This window comes from Nocardioides luti (assembly GCF_014212315.1).
GTDB lineage: Bacteria > Actinomycetota > Actinomycetes > Propionibacteriales > Nocardioidaceae > Nocardioides > Nocardioides luti.
This window is the reverse complement of record NZ_JACKXE010000001.1, coordinates 3,286,315-3,301,450: the sequence shown is the minus strand read 5'-3', so window position 1 is coordinate 3,301,450 and position 15,136 is coordinate 3,286,315. Positions and strand designations below refer to the sequence as shown.

The following is a 15,136-nucleotide window of genomic DNA, read 5'->3' as shown; positions in this document are numbered from 1 at the left end:
GGAGCAGGCGTCCGCACCGTCCGCATGACGTCCCCGGGCCGCCCCCTCAGGGCACACGGATCAGTGCGCGGTCGACTTCGCCCAGAGGTTGATGCCCGCGTCGACGGCGTCCTCGTCGATGGCGGCCAGCTCCTCGGGCGTGAACGCCGGGCCGGCGAGGGCGTCGAGGTTCGTGTCGAGCTGCTCGACGGAGCTCGCGCCGATGACGGCCGAGGTGACCCGCGGGTCGCGGAGCACCCACTGCAGCGCCATCTGGGCGAGCTTCTGGCCACGCTCCTGCGCGATCTCGTTCAGCCGGCGCACGTGGCCGAGGGTCTTGTCGTCGAAGGACGTGCCGGGGATCGTCGAGCCCTCGCGCGCGGCCCGCGAGTCGGCGGGGATGCCGTCGAGGTAGCGGTCGGTCAGCAGCCCCTGCGCCAGCGCGGTGAACGCGATGCAGCCCATGCCCTCCTCCGCCAGCGTGTCGAGGAGGTCCTCCTCGATCCACCGGTTCAGCAGGGAGTACGACGGCTGGTGGATGAGGAGCGGGGTGCCGAGCTCGCGGGCGATCGCGGCGGCCTCGGCGGTCTTCGCCGCGGAGTAGGACGAGATGCCGATGTAGAGCGCCTTGCCCTGCCGGACCGCGTGGTCGAGCGCGGTCATCGTCTCCTCGACGGGGGTGTCCGGGTCGAAGCGGTGGCTGTAGAAGATGTCGACGTACTCCAGCCCCATCCGCCCGAGCGACTGGTCGAGCGAGGCGAGGACGTACTTCCGCGACCCACCGCCCTGGCCGTAGGGCCCCGGCCACATGTCGTAGCCCGCCTTGGTCGAGATCACGAGCTCGTCGCGGTAGGGCAAGAAGTCGTCGGCCAGGTAGCGCCCGAAGTTCTCCTCCGCGCGGCCGTACGGCGGCCCGTAGTTGTTCGCGAGGTCGAAGTGCGTCACCCCGCGGTCGAACGCGCGGCGCAGGATCGCCCGCTGGTTGTCCTCCGGCTTGTCGTCCCCGAAGTTCTGCCACAGGCCCAGCGACAGCACCGGCAGCTGCAGCCCGCTGCGTCCGGTGCGGCGGTACTCCATCCCGGTGGCGGAGGAGTCGTAACGGTTCTCGGCAGCGTCGTACGTCGTCACGGCGACCAGCCTGCCAGCCCGCGCGAGCCGCGCGCGCCCGGGTCGGTCACCCGGCCCGGCGGCCCCGGCGGCGCACCACGTCGCGCAGCTCGGCCACCCCGCAGCGGTGCTCGGCGAAGGTGCCGGCGACCACGGGGTCCCGCGACCGACGGAGCGCGAGCAGCACGTGACCGGCACCGATCGTCGCCGTCCCGGCACGGGCCGCCTCGCCGACCGCCGCCAGCAGCACGCGCCGGGCCGACGGCGAGCACCGCGCGAGGTCCCGGGCGGCCGCGACACCCCGGGGCTCGTGGAGAGCGTCGAGCAGGGCGCCGAGGTCGATGCCCTCGGTGTGCAGCACCTCGTCGTCCACGACGTCGACCCGCTCCAGGCACCGGTGCTCGAGCGTCGTGCGGACCTCGTCGGGCCGCAGCCCGACGCCCCGCAGGAGGTCGGCCGCCGCCGCGTCGCCGAGGACCGCCCGCAGCAGGTGCTCCGGGCGCACCTCGTGGCGGTCGGCGCTCACGACGGGAGGAGCTCCTCGACCAGCGCGGCGACGCGGCGCCGGATCTCGTCGCGGATCGGCCGGACCGCCTCGATGCCCTGGCCGGCCGGGTCGTCGAGCTGCCAGTCCTCGTAGCGGGTGCCCGGGAAGAACGGGCAGGCGTCGCCGCAGCCCATCGTGACCACCACGTCGGAGACCCGGACGGCCTCGTCGGTGAGCACCTTCGGCGAGGCGGAGGTGATGTCGATGCCCTCCTCGGCCATCGCGGCGACGGCCACCGGGTTGATCGTGTCGGCCGGCGCCGAGCCCGCGGACAGGACCTCGATGCGGCCCTCGCCGAGGTGCTGCAGGAAGCCGGCGGCCATCTGCGAGCGGCCGGCGTTGTGGACGCAGACGAACAGGACGGTGGGGCGCTCGCTCATGCGGTCTCCTCGGTGACGTCGGGGCGAGGCAGCTCGGGATCGGGGTGGAGCAGCAGCACCAGGCCGAGCCCGAGGGCCCCGCCGACGAGCTGCATGAGCACGAACACCGCGACCGATCCCGGCGCGATGCCCGCGAACGTGTCGGAGAGCGTGCGGGCCAGGGTCACGGCCGGGTTGGCGAAGCTGGTCGAGCTGGTGAACCAGTACGCCGCGGTGATGTAGCCGCCCACGGCGTACGCCACCGTGTCGGCGCGACCGCGCCGGACGCTGCCGAAGATCACGGCCACGAGACCCAGGGTCGCGACCACCTCGCCGAGCCAGAGGCCACCCCCGCTGCGGTCGTGGGTGGAGACGCTCACCGCGTCGAGGCCGAACATCAGGTTGGCGAGCACGGCACCGAGCGCGCCACCGACCACCTGGGCCACGACGAGGGCGGCGGCGTCGCGCGTGGTGACGAGGCCGAGCACCCGCTCGACCAGGGTGACGACCGGGTTGAAGGCGGCCGAGACCGGCTGGAAGGCGAGGATCAGCGCCACGAGGGCCGCCCCGGTGACCAGGCTGTTCTCGAGCAGCTGGAGCCCGACGTCGTCCGGCGAGAGGCGGGTGGCGGCGATGCCGGACCCGACGACGGCCATCACGAGGAACGCGGTGCCGACCAGCTCGGCGACCGCACGGCGTACGAGCGTCACGCGACGACGCCCCCGAGCAGGGCACCCAGGTCGCGGAGCGCTGCGGTCGCGACGCGGTAGTAGACCCACACGCCGCGCTTCTCGCGCTCGAGCAGGCCGGCCTCGTGCAGCACCTTGAGGTGGTGGCTGATCGTCGGCTGCGACAGCTCGAAGGCGTCGTTGAGGTCGCAGACGCAGGCCTCGCCGCCCTCGTGGGCCGCGACCAGCGAGAGCAGCCGCAGGCGGACCGGGTCCGCGATCGCCTTGACCAGGGGGACGATCCGCTCGGCCTGCTCGGTGGTGAGCGGCTCCGAGGTCAGCGGCGAGCAGCACGCGACGGTCTCGACCGGCGTGAGCGTCAGGGACTTCGACATGTGTCTATGTTGATGGTTGTCGATGTCTTGCGCAAGCCGGCGGCCGGCCGGGTCGCGGCTTCATCACGGGATGCAGGTGAAGCGGAGGCTCCCACGGCGAACTCACCGCGGGAAGCACCACTCCGACTGCATCCCGTGGTGAAGCAGCGACAGGAGTGACTAGCCCGCCCCCACCATCCGCAGCGCCAGCTCGCGGTAGTGCGCGGCGACGGCGTCGGGGCTCCAGCCGCCGGCGTCGTCGTACCACCGCGCCACGTCGATGCCGAGCGACAGCACGGCGGCGGCGGACATGAGCGGGTCGGGGGTCGTGAAGGCGCCGCTGGCCACGCCGCGCTCCATCAGCGCGCGCACCACCTCGTCGATGCGGTGGCGCAGCGCCATGATCTCGGCCAGGTGCTCCTCGGAGAGCGCGGCGAGCTCGTAGTTCACGACCCGGGCGCTGGTGTGCGAGATCGCGTGGTGCCGCACGAAGTCCTCGACCAGCCGGCCGAGCTGCTCGACCGGGTCGTCGGAGGAGGCGACCGCCGCCTCGGACAGCGCCAGCGTGGCGTCGTGGCCCGCGCGGGAGATGAGGTGCAGCAGCTCCTCCTTGGAGCGGTGGTGCACGTAGAGCGCCGCCGGCGACATCCCCGCGGCCGCCGCGATGTCGCGGGTGGTCGTGCCGTGGAAGCCCTTCGCCGCGAACGCCGCCACCGCGGCGGCCAGGAGCCGGGAGCGCGCGTCGTCGGCTGCGGGTGCGAGCGGCATGCGGTTCCCTCCGGGCGGTTGACGTCGTACGGTGTGTTGACGATAGTAAGCAAGCGCTTAGTCACACCGCAACGACCTCGCGGGTCCGCCCGCCGGAAGGACGCCATGAGCAGCCACCCCGACAGCGACGGCCCCCGATGAAGGGACTCGCCGGCAAGACCGCGCTCGTCACCGGCGCGAGCCGCGGCATCGGCCTGGCCATCGCCGAGCGGCTCGTCGAGGAGGGCGCCCGCGTCTGCCTCACCGCCCGCAAGCCCGAGGCGCTCGAGGAGGCGGTCGCCGCCCTCGGCGGCCCCGAGCACGCGATCGCGGTCGCCGGCAACGTCGGCGACGCGGCCCACCGCAGCGAGGCCGTGGCCCGCACCATCGAGACGTTCGGCAGCCTCGACCTGCTGGTCAACAACACCGGCATCAACCCCGTCTTCGGCCCGCTCATGGACCTCGACCACGACGCCGCCCGCAAGATCTTCGAGGTCAACTGCCTGGCCGCGCTCGCGCTGGTCCAGGAGGCGCACCGGGCGTGGATGGGCGAGCACGGCGGCAGCGTCGTCAACGTCGCCTCGGTCGGCGGGCTGCGGCCGGCACCGGGCATCGCGATGTACGGCGCCAGCAAGGCCATGCTGATCCACCTCACCGAGGAGCTGGCCGTCGAGCTCGGCCCCGGCATCCGCGTCAACGCCGTCGCCCCGGCGGTCGTGAAGACCCGCTTCGCGGAGGCGTTGTACGACGGGCGCGAGGACGAGGTCTCCGCGGCGTACCCCCTCAAGCGGCTCGGTGTCCCCGCCGACGTCGGTGCCGCCGTGGCGCACCTGCTCTCCGACGACGCAGCCTGGGTGACCGGCCAGACCCTCACCCTCGACGGTGGCGTGACGCTGACGGGCGGCGTCTGATGACCGGCCACGACAAGCTCCGCGGCAAGGGCGCCGTCGTCACGGGCGCCGGCCAGGGCATCGGCCGCGCGCTCGCGACCCGGCTCGCGGCCGAGGGCGCCCGCGTGGTCGTCAACGACCTCGACGCCGACAACGCCGCGGCGGTCGCGGCCGAGATCGGTGGCACCGCGGTCCCGGGCGACTGCGCGTCCGAGGAGGGGGTCCGCCACCTCGTCGACGCCGCCACCGAGGCGCTCGGCCGGATCGACGTCTACTGCGCCAACGCCGGCATCGACGGCGGCCCGCTCGGCACCGGCGACAGCCTCCTGGACACCTCCGACGAGGCCTGGTCGCGGATCATCGAGACCAACGTGATGGCGCACGTCCGCGCCGCCCGCGCCCTCGTCCCCGGCTGGCTCGAGACCGGCGGCGGCCGCTTCGTCGTCACCGCCTCGGCGGCCGGCCTGCTCACGATGATCGGCTCCGCGCCGTACTCCGTCACCAAGCACGGCTCCGTCGCCTTCGCCGAGTGGCTCTCGGTCACCTACGGCCACCGCGGCGTCGCCGTGCAGGCGATCTGCCCGCAGGGCGTGCAGACCCGGATGCTCGAGGACTCCGGCCCGCTGCAGGCGCTGCTCTCCCACGACGTGGCGCTGGCGCCCGAGGCGGTGGCCGACGCCTGGGTCGCGAGCCTCGCCGACGACCGCTTCCTGGTCCTCCCCCACCCGGAGGTCGCGGGCTACTACGCCGTCCGTGCCCAGGACACCGACCGCTGGCTGGCCGGGATGCGCAAGCTCCAGGGCCGCCTCGACGACGCCCGGGCCCAAGCATGAGCGGGCCCCGCGGTCTCGACCTCGACGCCTACCGGAGCTGGTACGACGCCCAGCGGCCCGGCGAGATCGCCGGCGACCTGAGCGCCGAGATCATCGCGGGCGGCAAGTCGAACCTGACCTACACCGTCACCGACGGCACCTCGTCGTGGATCGTGCGGCGACCGCCGCTCGGCCACGTCCAGGCGACCGCCCACGACATGGGGCGCGAGTTCACCGCGATGAGCGCGCTGGCCGGCACCGACGTCCCGGTCCCGCAGACGTTCGCGCACTGCGAGGACCCCGAGGTGGTCGGGGCGCCGTTCTACGTCATGGAGCGGGTCGCCGGTACGCCGTACCGCACCGCCGCCCAGCTCACCGAGCTCGGCCCCGAGCGCACGGCGACCGTCGCGCGCGCCATGGTCGACGTGCTCGCCGCCCTGCACGCCGTGGTCCCCGCCGAGGTCGGGCTCGGCGAGTTCGGCCGTCCCGACGGCTTCCTCGAGCGCCAGGTCCGGCGCTGGGGACGTCAGCTGGAGGGCTCGCGCACCCGCGACCTCCCCGACGCCGACGAGCTGCTCCGGATCCTCACCGAGACCGTGCCGACCACCAACGACGCCGCGATCGTGCACGGCGACTACCGCCTCGACAACCTGCTGGTCGAGCCCGACCGCACCGGCGAGGAGGTCCGGGCGGTCATCGACTGGGAGATGGCCACGCTCGGCGACCCGCTGACCGACGTCGCGCTGCTGCTGGTCTACGACGACCTGGCCTCGATCTCGGGCGGTGGCGCCGTCGCCGACGCCAGCGCCGCCCCGGGCTACCCGTCCCCCGCCGAGCAGCTCGAGCAGTACGCCGCCGCCAGCGGGCGCGACCTCGGCGCGATGGACTTCCACCTCGGGCTCGCCCACCTCAAGCTCGCCGTGATCCTCGAGGGGATCCACTACCGCTTCCTGCACGGCCAGACGGTCGGTGCCGGCTTCGACTCCGTCGGGGAGGCGGTCGAGCCCCTGCTCGCCGCCGGCCTCGCGGCCACCCACGGAAAGGCCCACTGATGGACTTCATGTTCGACGCCCGCACCCAGGAGCTCCAGGCGCAGCTGCTGGACTTCATGGACAGCCACGTCTACCCCGCCGAGGGCGTCTTCGAGGAGCAGCTCGACGCGCTCCCGGACCGCTGGGCCTGGTCGACCGCCCCGGTCATGAAGGAGCTCCGCGCCGAGGCCCGCTCGCGCGGCCTGTGGAACTTCTTCCTCCCCACCACCGGCGAGGGCAACCACAGCGAGCTCGGCGGCGGGCTCACCAACCTGCAGTACGCCCCCCTCGCGGAGATCACCGGCCGCAGCCTGCACCTCGGGCCGGCCGCGCTCAACTGCGCGGCCCCCGACACCGGCAACATGGAGGTGCTGGCGATGTTCGGCACCCCCGAGCAGCAGGAGCAGTGGCTGCACCCGCTCCTCGACGGCACGATCCGCTCGGCGTTCGCGATGACCGAGCCCGACGTGGCGTCCTCGGACGCGACCAACATCGCGATGAGCATCGTGCGCGACGGCGACGAGTACGTCATCAACGGCCGCAAGTGGTGGATCACCGGCGCGATGAACCCGGAGTGCCAGATCTTCATCGTGATGGGCAAGACCGACCCCGACGCCTCGCGCCACCGCCAGCAGAGCCAGGTGCTCGTCCCGCGGGACACGCCCGGCCTCACCGTCGTACGCCCCATGACCGTGATGGGCTACGACGACCACGAGCACGGCGGCCACGCCGAGCTGCGCTTCGAGGACGTCCGCGTCCCGGTGACGAACCTGATCGGCGAGGAGGGCAACGGCTTCGGCATCGCCCAGGCCCGCCTCGGCCCCGGCCGGATCCACCACTGCATGCGCTCGATCGGCGTCGCGGAGCGGGCCATCGAGCTGATGTGCCAGCGCGCCGACAGCCGCGTCGCCTTCGGCCGCGCGATCTCCGAGCAGGGCGTCGTGCGGGGCTGGATCGCCGAGTCGCGCGTGCGCCTCGAGCAGCTGCGGCTGCTGGTGCTCAAGACCGCCTGGCTGATGGACACCGTCGGCAACAAGGGCGCGCACAGCGAGATCCAGGCGATCAAGATCGCCACCCCCGAGACCGTCCAGTGGATCCTCGACAAGGCGATCCAGGTGCACGGCGCCGGCGGGCTCTCGCAGGACTTCCCGCTCGCCAACGCGTACGCCGGCATCCGCACGCTCCGCTTCGCCGACGGCCCCGACGAGGTGCACAAGAACGCCCTGGCCAAGACCGAGATCGCGCGGCACCGCCCCGCGGCGTCCTGACCCGGTCGACCGCACCCCGAACATCCCGCAGCATTTGTCCCGAGGAGGACGCTCTACCCCATGGACCTGAGCCTGAACGACGAGCAGCAGAGCTTCCGCGACCTCGCCCGTGAGTTCCTCGACAAGGAGGCGGTCCCGCACCGCGTCCAGTGGGACCGCGACGAGTCGGTCGACACCTCGATCATCGCCAAGATGGCCGAGATCGGCTTCTTCGGCCTCACCATCCCCGAGGAGTACGGCGGGCTCGGCGGCGACTACCTGACCTACGTCCTCGGCATGGAGGAGCTCGGGCGCGCCGACTCCGCGCTGCGCGGGATCGTGTCGGTCTCCAACGGCCTGGTCGGCAAGTCGATCCTCGCGTCCGGCACCGAGGAGCAGAAGCAGCAGTACCTCCCCGGCATCGCCAACGGCACGATCCTCGGCTGCTTCGGCCTCACCGAGCCCGACACCGGCTCCGACGCCGGCAACCTCACCTCGCGGGCCAAGCGGGACGGCACCGACTACGTCATCACGGGCCAGAAGCTCTTCATCACCAACGGCACCTGGGCCGACGTCGCGCTCGTCTTCGCGCGCACCGGCGGCCCCGGGCCCAAGGGCGTCTCCGCCTTCCTCGTGCCGACCGACGCCGAGGGCTTCGAGGCCCGCGAGATCAAGGGCAAGCTCGGGCTGCGTGGCCAGGCCACCGCGGAGCTCTTCCTCTCCGACGTGCGCGTCCCCGAGTCCGCCCGCCTGGGCGAGGAGGGCGAGGGCTTCAAGATCGCGATGACCACGCTCGACAAGGGCCGCGTCTCCGTCGCCGCGGGCTGCGTCGGCATCGTCCAGGGCTGCCTGGAGACCTCCGTCGAGTACGCCACCACCCGCACCCAGTTCGGCCGGCCGCTCGCCGGCTTCCAGCTGGTGCAGGACATGATCGCCGACATCTCGCTCGACGCCGACGCCGCGCGGCTGCTCGTGTGGCGCTGCGCCGACCTGATCGACCGCGGGCTGCCCTTCGGCGTCGCCGCCTCCAAGGCCAAGCTCTTCGCCTCGGAGGCCGCCGTCCGGGCCGCGAACAACGCCATCCAGATCTACGGCGGTGCCGGCTACATCGACGAGTACCCCGCCGCGAAGTACCTCCGCGACGCCCGCGTGATGACCCTCTACGAGGGCACCAGCCAGATCCAGAAGCTGCTCATCGGCCGCGCAGAGACCGGCATCAGCGCGTTCGTGTGAGCCGGCTCCTCCCCCGACCCCGACCTCTCGGAGTGACATGACCGTCCTGTCCCTGGCCAGCATCCTCGCCGAGTCCGCCCGGCGCTCCCCCGACAAGACCGCGGTGGTGGAGCGGACGCCGGAGGGCGACGTCGCGATCACGTACGCCGACCTGTGGCGCGACGCTCGCCGGGTGGCCGCCGGGCTGGCGGCGCAGGGCCTAGGGCCCGGCTCGCGGGTCGGTCTCATCGGGCCCAACGTGACGGACTTCGTGCGCTGCTACTACGGCGTGCTCGCGCTCGGCGGGGTCGTGGTGCCGGTCCCGTCGCTGCTGAACGCCGACGAGGCGACGTACCTCGTCGAGCACTCCGGCGCCGAGCTGGTCCTGCACCACGAGCAGCTCGCCGAGGTCGGCTCCGGCGCCGCGCGTGCCGCAGGGATCCCCGCGCACCCGATGGCGGGCTTCGCCGCCGACGCCGAGCCGGTCGCCACGCTGGCGACCCGTGAGGCGGAGGACCCGGCCGTCATCTTCTACACGAGCGGGACGACCGGACGTCCCAAGGGCGCGGTGCTGACCCACCTCAACCTCGTCATGAACGCGACCGCCAACGCGTTCGACGCGAACCCGATCGGCCGCGACGACGTCGTGATGGGCTGCCTGCCGCTGTTCCACACGTTCGGCCAGTCGGTGTCGATGAACGGCAGCTTCCGGGCCGGCGCGACCCTGCTCCTGCAGCCACGCTTCGACGCGGCCGGCGCCGTCGAGATGATGAGCGGCCTCGGCGCGACGATGTTCTTCGGCGTCCCGACGATGTACGTCCAGCTCCTCGCCGCCGCCCGGGCCGGCGGCCCCGACCTGGTGCTGCCGACGCTCGGCACCTGCGTCTCCGGCGGCGCCTCGCTGCCCGTCGCGGTCCTCGAGGAGTTCGAGGAGGTCTTCGGGACCGCGGTCTACGAGGGCTACGGCCTCTCCGAGACCTCCCCCACCGCGAGCGTGAACCAGCCGTGGTTCGGCACCCGTGCCGGCACCGTCGGCCACCCGATCTGGGGCGTCGAGGTCGAGGTCGCCGAGGAGACCGTCGAGGACCGGATCGAGCTGCTGCCGGCCGGCGAGCTCGGCGAGATCGTGATCCGCGGGCACTGCGTCTTCGCGGGCTACCTCGACGACCCGGAGGCCACGGCCGCCGCGATCGTCGACGGCTGGTTCCGCACCGGCGACATCGGCCGCAAGGACGACGAGGGCTTCATCGCGATCGTCGACCGCAAGAAGGACCTGATCATTCGCGGCGGCTTCAACGTCTACCCCCGCGAGGTCGAGGAGGTGCTGGCCCGGCACGACGGAGTCGCCCAGGTCGCCGTCATCGGCGTCGCCGACCCCGAGAAGGGCGAGGAGATCTGCGCCGTCGTCGTGGCCGCGCCCGGCACCACCCTCGACCCGGACGAGCTCGTCCTGTGGGCGCGGGAGCGGCTCGGCCGCCACAAGTACCCCCGCCTCGTCCACGTCGTCGACGAGCTGCCCCTCGGGCCGAGCCACAAGGTGCTCAAGCGGGAGCTGCGCCAGCGCTTCTCGGGCTGATCGCGCTTGTAACGCCCGGTTATCGCGTCTGCGAACCCGTTCGAACGGGTCCCCAGATGCCATAACCGGGCGTTACAAGCGCCGTCGCCCCCGCTCAGCCCCGCCGCGACTCCAGCACCCGGAAGCTCTTGGCGCTCGCCAGCCGGGTGGTGGCAAAACCTTGCTCGCCGAGCCAGCGCTGGAGCGAGTCCGCGCCGAGGTTCTTGCCGACGACCATCACCGCGCGGCCGCCGGGCGCGAGCCGCGGCAGCCAGGTGAGCAGCAGCTCGTGCAGCGCGGGCTTGCCGATCCGGATGGGCGGGTTCGACCAGATCTCGTCGTACGTCGCCTCCGCGGGCACGGCGTCCGGCGTCGAGGCGGCGTACCGCTCCCCCAGCCCGAGGGAGGCGGCGTTCTCGTTGGCGAGCAGCACCGCGCGCTCGTTGACGTCGACGGCCGTGACCACGGCCCCGGGCACGGCCGCCGCGACGGCGAGCCCGATCACGCCGTACCCGCAGCCCAGGTCGAGGATCCGCCCCGGCGCCGGCGGCTCGGTCTCGCGGAAGAGGATCGCCGTGCCGATGTCGACGCGGCCCTGGGCGAAGACCCCGGAGCCGCTGATCAGGTCGAGCTCCTGGCCCCAGACCGACGCGTGGACGGGCGCCCGCTTGAAGGCGACCGTCGGGTCGGCGCTGAAGTAGTGGTCATCCATCGTCGTCGCCCGCCTCCGTCCGCAGCGCCCGGGTCAGCCGGGCCCGCTCCGCCAGCTCGTCGTCCGGCGGGTAGGACACCTCCTCGAGCGTCAGCCCGTGCGCGTGCGCGACGGTCACCGCCGGGTGCCGCGACAGCCCCGCCTGCACCTCGGCCGACCAGGAGGTCGGTCGCCGCCCGTCGCCCACCGCCAGCAGGCAGCCGACCAGGGAGCGGACCATGCTGTGGCAGAAGGCGTCCGCGACGACGGTCGCCTCGATCGTCCCCGAGGCGTCGCGCGCCCACGACAGCTCGAGCAGCGTGCGGATCGTGGTCGCCCCCTCGCGGCGCCGGCAGAACGACGCGAAGTCGCGGTGCCCGACCAGGTGGGCCGAGGCCTCGGTGAGCAGGTCGAGGTCGAGCGGCCGGTCCCAGGCCACGACGTGCGAGCGCCGCAGCGGGTCGACGTCGTGCGGGGAGTCCCACAGCCGGTAGGCGTAGCGCCGCTGCAGCGCCGAGAAGCGCGCGTCGAACCCCTCCGGCGCGGCGACCACGCGGCGTACCCGCACGTCGGGGTCGAGGATCCCGTTCAGGCGGCGGGCGAGGGCGTCGAGCGGCGGGTCCTGCGAGCGGCCGGCGGAGCGGACGACGACCGACTCGTCGACGTCGAGGTGCACGACCTGGCCACGCGCGTGCACGCCGGTGTCGGTGCGCCCGGCGCAGACCACGCGGACCCGCTCCAGCCGCAGCGCGGTCGCGAGCGCGTCCTCGAACGACGCCTGCACGGTCCGCAGCCCGGGCTGGATCGCCCAGCCGTGGAAGGCGCCGCCGTCGTAGGCCAGGTCGATCCGGATCCGCACCCGTCCAGTCTCCCATCGACGGCCGCCGTCGACCCAACGGGCGCCGCGCACCCCGCGCCTAGAGTGAGCCCATGCAGCCTGCGCTGATCCTGGTGTCCGAGGAGCACGGCGACCTCCTCCTCGACGAGTTCGGCCGCTACGCCCGCGACTACGACCTGCACGTCGCCGGCTCGTGCGCCGAGGCGCTCGCGGTGACCGAGGAGATCCGGGCGGCCGGCGGCACCGTCGCGCTGTACGTCGCGGAGTCGGTGCTCCCCGACGCCTCGATCCTCGAGGCGTTCGCGAAGTGGCGCGAGGTCGTCCCGACCGCCCGCCGCGTGATCGCCGCGCACTTCGAGCGCTTCCTCGTCGACGCGCCGGGGCTGCGCGCCGGCATGGCCAAGGGCAAGTACGACGCCTACCTCCTCATGCCGCGCGGCCAGCGCGACGAGGAGTTCCACAACGCCATCACCGACCTGCTCTCGGACTGGGGGTCGACGGTCGCGGACCCCGAGGTCGTCTCGGTCAAGATCGTCTCGCCCGTCCGGGACGGGCTGACCCTGGCGATCCGCGACTTCCTCGACCGGATGGGCATGCCCAGCGGGGTCTACGCCCCCGACAGCGAGGTCGGCGAGCGGATCCGGGCGCTGCTGCCGGACGACGCGGCGTACCCCCTCGTCTACGCGATGAACCGCACCCCCGTCGCCGCCACCTCGGTCCGGGACGTCGCGCGCGCGATCTTCGGCGCCCCGACCGCCCTCGACCTCGAGACCGTCGTCGACGTGGCCGTCGTGGGTGGCGGCCCGGCCGGGCTGGCCACCGCGGTCTACGCCGCCTCCGAGGGGCTCAGCACCGTCGTGCTGGAGGCGGAGGCCGTCGGCGGCCAGGCCGGCACCAGCTCGATGATCCGCAACTACCTCGGCTTCCCGCGCGGCATCTCCGGCATGCGGCTGGCCCAACGCGCCCGCAACCAGGCGCTGCGCTTCGGCACCCAGTTCTTCACCGGCCTCCTCGTCGAGGACCTGCGTCCCGGCCGCGACGGCGAGCCCCACGTGGTGTGCACGGACGGCGGCGAGGTCCGCGCCCGCTCGGTCGTGATCGCCAGCGGCGTGGCCTACCGCAAGCTGCGCGTCGAGCCGGTCGAGGAGCTCGTCGGGCTCGGCGTCTACTACGGCGCCGCGATGACGGCCGCCCGCGAGATGGAGGACCAGGACGTGTACGTCGTGGGCGGCGGCAACTCCGCCGGCCAGGCGGCGGTCCACCTGGCGCGGTTCGCGCGGTCGGTGACGATCCTGGTGCGCCGACCCGACCTGGCCGAGACGATGTCGTCCTACCTGCTCGGCGAGATCGAGTACAACCCCCGCATCCAGGTCCGTACCTGCACGACCGTCGTCGACGGCGGCGGCGACGGCCACCTGCAGTGGCTGGGCCTGCTGGACGTCGAGACCGGCGAGCAGACCCGCGTGCCGGCGTACGGCCTCTTCCTGCTGCTCGGCGCCGACCCCAACTGCGACTGGCTGCCCGACAGCGTCGCGCGCGACGAGCGCGGCTTCGTGCTCACCGGCCGCGACGTCCCCCGGCACCGCTGGACCGACGAGCTGCCCCCGCCCAACCTCGCCACCACGGTGCCCGGCATCTTCGCCGCCGGCGACATCCGGGCCGGCTCGATGAAGCGGGTCGCCGCCGCGAGCGGCGAGGGCGCCTCCGTCGTGCCGCTCGTGCACACCTGGCTCGGGACGCTGTGACCCCGGCCGCGCACATCCGGGCCACCCCGAACTGACCATGGCCCCCACGGGTGGCGCTCCCTACCGTGGGTGAGGACGGGGGCGTCATCTCGCGCGGCTGCTGTGGCGGCGCCGGAGGTTCTGCGCATGTCTCGCACCAAGGCGTCGCACCGTCCCGTCCTCGCGCTGGTCGCCGTGCTGGTCCTCGTCGGGGGCTCGGCCACCGCCGCAGACCTCCAGCAGCGCGGCAGCGCCAGGATCACCGCCTGCGTGGACAAAGGGACCCACGCCGTCCGCATCGTCAAGGCCACCGCGGCCTGCGGACCCCACGCCCGCAAGGTGTCGTGGAGCGTGCGCGGGCCGGCGGGGGCTGCCGGGGCCACGGGGGCGGCAGGACCGACCGGGGAGACGGGGGCAGTCGGTCCGGCCGGGGCCACGGGAGCCACGGGGGCGGACGGCCCGATCGGACCGGCGGGTGCCGACGGCGCCCCCGGACCGGTCGGACCGCAGGGGCCACAGGGTGCGCAGGGCGTGGCCGGACCCCCAGGACCCCAGGGCGACCTCGGCCCCCAAGGCCCCCAAGGCCCGCAGGGCCCGCAGGGCGACACGGGCCCGCAGGGCCCGACCGGCGTCACCAACCAGACGTCCGGCTCCAAGTCCCTCACGCTCAGCGCGCCCGGCTTCGTGAGCATCTTCTCGGTCCAGCTGACCGGCAAGCAGACCGCGGGCGGCCTGGTCGAGTACACCGTCCGGGCCGACGATGGCGGCAGCCAGATCGCCACCGAGCACGGCACCATCCAGTGGCTGGCCACCGCGAACAGCATCACCTGCACCGTCACGACCGACGACAAGCTGCACCTCGGGACGGTCAACTCCGGCTGCACCCCGGGCTTCTTCAACCCCGGCTCGCAGCCCGGGGTCAGCCTGTTCGACAACGTGTCGTTCTCGAGCCCCGCGTCGCTCGTGCACCACACGGTCGACTACACGGTCATCAACAACTCCTCCGCGCCGCTCCGGATCGAGCCGTGAGCCGGCGCACCGCCCGGCTGGGGACGGCCACCGTCGCCGTGGCGCTGGTCGCGACCGGGATCGCGGGTGGCCCGTCCGAGGCGTCGCGACCGGGCCAGGTCCCGGGTGTCGAGCTCACGCGCTACGTCCAGCGCGACGCGACCGGACGTGTGGTCGCCCGGGGCGCGACGGCCACCCTCCCGGGGCACCGCGCCGTGCCCCGGCTCCCGGCCCACGCCGGGCAGGTCCGGGTGGCGACACTCGTCCGCGGCCGGGCCGTCGTCGTGCGGCTCGTCGGCCGCCCGGCGCCGGAGCCGGCACGGACGACGACCGCCCGGCGCTGAGGG

At 73.5% G+C, this 15,136-nt stretch carries 17 protein-coding genes; 9 read left to right on the top strand and 8 right to left on the bottom strand.

The features are described 5' to 3' along the window. Positions 1–60: 60 nt before the first annotated feature. The 6 genes from mgrA to H5V45_RS15690 all read right to left on the bottom strand — a co-directional run bounded on the left by mgrA (position 61) and on the right by H5V45_RS15690 (position 3,802). Positions 61–1,107 (bottom strand): L-glyceraldehyde 3-phosphate reductase, encoded by a 1,047-nt coding sequence (gene mgrA / locus H5V45_RS15715; protein WP_185253792.1) that lies wholly within the window; start codon positions 1,105–1,107, stop codon positions 61–63. 46 nt (positions 1,108–1,153) lie between these two features. Then, positions 1,154–1,612 (bottom strand): Clp protease N-terminal domain-containing protein, encoded by a 459-nt coding sequence (locus H5V45_RS15710; protein WP_185253791.1) that lies wholly within the window; start codon positions 1,610–1,612, stop codon positions 1,154–1,156. Continuing rightward, complete coding sequence (locus tag H5V45_RS15705; protein ID WP_185253790.1) at positions 1,609–2,013, bottom strand: arsenate reductase ArsC; 405 nt, start codon at positions 2,011–2,013, stop codon at positions 1,609–1,611. The genes H5V45_RS15710 and H5V45_RS15705 overlap by 4 nt, the downstream gene beginning before the upstream one ends. Further along, positions 2,010–2,702, bottom strand: coding sequence for an aquaporin (locus H5V45_RS15700; protein WP_185253789.1), 693 nt, complete (start codon positions 2,700–2,702; stop codon positions 2,010–2,012). Before H5V45_RS15700 ends, H5V45_RS15705 begins: the two co-directional genes overlap by 4 nt. Continuing rightward, positions 2,699–3,055 (bottom strand): ArsR/SmtB family transcription factor, encoded by a 357-nt coding sequence (locus H5V45_RS15695; protein WP_185253788.1) that lies wholly within the window; start codon positions 3,053–3,055, stop codon positions 2,699–2,701. Before H5V45_RS15695 ends, H5V45_RS15700 begins: the two co-directional genes overlap by 4 nt. 159 nt (positions 3,056–3,214) lie before the next feature. Then, positions 3,215–3,802: a TetR-type transcription factor C-terminal domain-containing protein gene (locus H5V45_RS15690; protein WP_185253787.1), complete on the bottom strand. Its 588-nt coding sequence runs from the start codon at positions 3,800–3,802 to the stop codon at positions 3,215–3,217. Positions 3,803–3,939: 137 nt separating this feature from the next. Between H5V45_RS15690 and H5V45_RS15685 the strand changes: the two genes are divergently transcribed. From H5V45_RS15685 to H5V45_RS15660, 6 genes are read left to right on the top strand one after another with little or no spacing between them, the layout of a single operon-like run. Beyond that, positions 3,940–4,692, top strand: coding sequence for an SDR family oxidoreductase (locus H5V45_RS15685; RefSeq protein WP_185253786.1), 753 nt, complete (start codon positions 3,940–3,942; stop codon positions 4,690–4,692). Beyond that, positions 4,692–5,504 carry an SDR family oxidoreductase gene (locus H5V45_RS15680; RefSeq protein WP_185253785.1) on the top strand — a complete coding sequence of 271 codons (813 nt, stop codon included), beginning with the start codon at positions 4,692–4,694 and terminating at the stop codon, positions 5,502–5,504. The genes H5V45_RS15685 and H5V45_RS15680 overlap by 1 nt, the downstream gene beginning before the upstream one ends. Further along, positions 5,501–6,535 carry a phosphotransferase family protein gene (locus H5V45_RS15675; protein ID WP_185253784.1) on the top strand — a complete coding sequence of 345 codons (1,035 nt, stop codon included), beginning with the start codon at positions 5,501–5,503 and terminating at the stop codon, positions 6,533–6,535. Before H5V45_RS15680 ends, H5V45_RS15675 begins: the two co-directional genes overlap by 4 nt. After that, positions 6,535–7,782, top strand: a complete 1,248-nt coding sequence (locus H5V45_RS15670) for an acyl-CoA dehydrogenase family protein (protein WP_185253783.1) — start codon at positions 6,535–6,537, stop codon at positions 7,780–7,782. Before H5V45_RS15675 ends, H5V45_RS15670 begins: the two co-directional genes overlap by 1 nt. A gap of 60 nt (positions 7,783–7,842) precedes the next feature. Continuing rightward, positions 7,843–8,994, top strand: a complete 1,152-nt coding sequence (locus H5V45_RS15665) for an acyl-CoA dehydrogenase family protein (RefSeq protein ID WP_185253782.1) — start codon at positions 7,843–7,845, stop codon at positions 8,992–8,994. Positions 8,995–9,031: 37 nt separating this feature from the next. Continuing rightward, positions 9,032–10,549 (top strand): long-chain-fatty-acid--CoA ligase, encoded by a 1,518-nt coding sequence (locus H5V45_RS15660; RefSeq protein ID WP_185253781.1) that lies wholly within the window; start codon positions 9,032–9,034, stop codon positions 10,547–10,549. 94 nt (positions 10,550–10,643) lie between these two features. Here H5V45_RS15660 and H5V45_RS15655 read toward each other — a convergent pair whose 3' ends face one another. Further along, entirely contained in the window at positions 10,644–11,240 is a 597-nt protein-coding gene (locus tag H5V45_RS15655) for a class I SAM-dependent methyltransferase (protein WP_185253780.1), read from the bottom strand. Then, entirely contained in the window at positions 11,233–12,078 is an 846-nt protein-coding gene (gene truA / locus H5V45_RS15650; protein ID WP_185253779.1) for a tRNA pseudouridine(38-40) synthase TruA, read from the bottom strand. Before truA ends, H5V45_RS15655 begins: the two co-directional genes overlap by 8 nt. A gap of 71 nt (positions 12,079–12,149) precedes the next feature. Here truA and H5V45_RS15645 point away from each other — a divergent pair, with 71 nt between their 5' ends. The 3 genes from H5V45_RS15645 (at position 12,150) to H5V45_RS15635 (ending at position 15,133) form a co-directional block, all read left to right on the top strand. Continuing rightward, positions 12,150–13,802: an NAD(P)/FAD-dependent oxidoreductase gene (locus H5V45_RS15645; RefSeq protein WP_185253778.1), complete on the top strand. Its 1,653-nt coding sequence runs from the start codon at positions 12,150–12,152 to the stop codon at positions 13,800–13,802. A gap of 126 nt (positions 13,803–13,928) precedes the next feature. Then, positions 13,929–14,810, top strand: coding sequence for a collagen-like protein (locus H5V45_RS15640; RefSeq protein WP_185253777.1), 882 nt, complete (start codon positions 13,929–13,931; stop codon positions 14,808–14,810). After that, on the top strand, positions 14,807–15,133 hold the full coding sequence (locus tag H5V45_RS15635) for a hypothetical protein (protein ID WP_185253776.1): 327 nt from the start codon (positions 14,807–14,809) through the stop codon (positions 15,131–15,133). Before H5V45_RS15640 ends, H5V45_RS15635 begins: the two co-directional genes overlap by 4 nt. Positions 15,134–15,136: the final 3 nt, after the last annotated feature.